The sequence below is a fragment of the Barnesiella sp. genome (assembly GCF_022723415.1).
Taxonomy (GTDB): Bacteria; Bacteroidota; Bacteroidia; order Bacteroidales; family Barnesiellaceae; genus Barnesiella; species Barnesiella intestinihominis.
Genome location: NZ_JAIJHU010000118.1, coordinates 1 through 2370, shown reverse-complemented (window position 1 = coordinate 2370; position 2370 = coordinate 1). Strand labels below are relative to the sequence as shown.

Genomic DNA, 2370 nt, shown 5'->3' with positions numbered 1-2370 from the left:
GCGGCTGCTGCGCTTTTCGTCGTATTTCATACCTTCCAAAGAGCGATGCTGCGCGCCGTCGACTTCGATGACGAGCCGTGCTTTCCTGCAGAAGAAATCGACGATATAGCTTTCTATGACGTATTGGCGGTAGATCTGCACAGGAAGACGCTTCAGACAATAATTCCAGAGGAGCGTCTCCTGCGGCGTCATGTGGCCACGCAGTTCGCCAGCTCGCCCCGTTGGGAAGCAAATTTAAGGTAGCGGACCGGATTTAGCGTGCAGCTTTATCTAGCCTTTGCATAAGGTTTTTAAAGGGCATCATGGCTTGACTCTGCCAGTTCCAGGCTCCTGCTTGAGCGGCTTCTCCTATTTTCATGCCAATATAGGGCTCATTGACGGAAAGCCAGGTGTGGAGAAGTGCTTTGTGCTTATGGGAGATTTGTTGAAGAGCGTCAGCTTTGTTCACGCAGTCTTTGACAAGGGGAAGCAGAGTAATATTTGATATGGTCTTTAGGCAGAGGTCTTCCAGTGTCCCGTTTTCCCAGACGCTGCCATTTTTCTGCCCGGGAAATATACCGAATTCTATAGAAAGGGAGTTTGTCCGGATTTGTTCAAAAGGATTTTTCGGAGCAGGCAAATTAATGGATTTCAACGCATTTTGGATGTCACGAATAGCTTTACTAGCATCTGTCTCCGCATCCCGAACAATAGCCAGTGCTTTGACTTCCGGAAAATTCGTGCTTTTTGTCAAAATTTCCAAGAATTTCGGTAAATCAGTGATACCGCCAAAATCCATAACCTGTATGTTGTTTTTCCCATAGGCGTCGCAAGCCCGGATAAAGAAGTACTTTTCGTCTGCGCCTTCTACTAGCAGAAGCCCCATTTTCGGTAATATTTTTTCAGGGTTCTTCATATTTTTCTTCATATTACCGGACCTCCATGTTCATCTGCAGAGCAAAGCGCAGTTCTTCTGCTGTATAGGTAACTCCATGAATAAGACGATTCTTATCTTCATCAAGCCTGATATAGTAAAAATCTTCTTTTTCCTCTTCTCCAATTGCTTCAACTGCAGACTGCAAAAATTCGTAACTATGGGTAGTCGCTATGAGCTGGCATTTAAACTGCTTTGCAATATTTATCAACTTCTCCCAAAGGTCTTTACGGAGAGAATAGTGTATACCGTTTTCAATTTCATCAATAAGTACGATTCCATTTCTGGAATTCACTATAGCAATAATAAAGTTGACCAAATGACCAATTCCATCACCCATGAGTTTGAGCGGCATTTTTCGTGCCAGGCCTACGTCAACATACACTTCTGCATCAGTAGTTACCTGCACATTGGGAACACCATTGATAATCATGGTTCTTCTGTTTTCTACCGGCACTACGGAAATACCTTTAATGGAAGGTTCAATGATACGAAGAGCATCCAGTACCATATCCATCCGGTTATTTATATCCAGTTCGGTCAAAACCTGTGCATTGAAATTTCGTACATTTCCGGTAAGTATAATGGTTGCCTTGGGCAGTTCTTCGCCATTAACTTTCTTGCTTGTACGAGCCATTCCATTCGCATACATGGCTATTTCGCAGAGGGTATTTCCGTCTTTTGCGAAGGAGGATTTCAGTACACCAGCAGGCGCATTAGCATTCTGCATGGGACCTACCTGGCTCATGATTTCAGGAGGGATGTTTATATCCGGTGCATGTCCCAATTTATCAATGGTATAGGTAAGCTGATAATGCCCGTCATCAGTCTGTGCCCCGATTTCCATGGGTTTATCAACGTCCCCATCATAGAACATAACCGCCCAATTTTCTATAGTGTTGTGATACAGATTTCCTGCACCGCGAAGGGAAAACTGTTGCCCGAAAGCCTGAGGCGCATAGGCGGAATAAAGCAGGAATAGGGCTTCCAAAAAGGAGGATTTTCCTACATTGTTCTTTCCGCCTATCAGTGTGATTGGCGCCAGCCCTTTTATATGGAAATTTTGAAATCCCTTGAAATTTTTTATAGAAATCGATGAAATCATGTATTAACACCTCCTAATAGATTCGCATTGCAATAAGTCTCTTGCTTCTTGTAATAGTGGCCTAACGGCGGCCCCCCTTCCACCACTTCGTGGTCCCCCTCCCCCTGCAAGCGGGGGGAGGCAAGATTTAAAGTATACCAGTCATTTTTTCCCCATGGCAGTGGTCTGGCCTTCGGCTACGCCGGCGGTGCTTTCTTTCATAAACAGGATCTTCACGGTCGCGGACATGATCTTGAAGTCTTCGAAGAGGCTGGGCTCGGAGATATACATCAGATCCATCAGGAGCTTGTCGTAGGGCGTCGTATTGTACTGGCCATAGACCTGAGCATAGCCGGTGAGTCCGCACTTGGCC

4 protein-coding genes are annotated in these 2370 nt (G+C 45.4%); all 4 read right to left on the bottom strand.

From position 1 onward, the window contains the following. Positions 1-204: endonuclease domain-containing protein (locus tag QVD32_RS12895; protein ID WP_287710348.1), on the bottom strand; the 204-nt coding region annotated here is incomplete at its 3' end. Positions 205-253: 49 nt separating this feature from the next. Continuing rightward, positions 254-895, bottom strand: a complete 642-nt coding sequence (locus tag QVD32_RS12890) for a DUF3226 domain-containing protein (RefSeq protein WP_287710347.1) — start codon at positions 893-895, stop codon at positions 254-256. Positions 896-908: 13 nt separating this feature from the next. After that, positions 909-2018, bottom strand: a complete 1110-nt coding sequence (locus tag QVD32_RS12885; RefSeq protein WP_287710346.1) for an AAA family ATPase — start codon at positions 2016-2018, stop codon at positions 909-911. 141 nt (positions 2019-2159) lie between these two features. Then, on the bottom strand, positions 2160-2370 hold a 211-nt coding region (locus QVD32_RS12880; protein WP_287710345.1), incomplete at its 5' end, for a sugar transferase.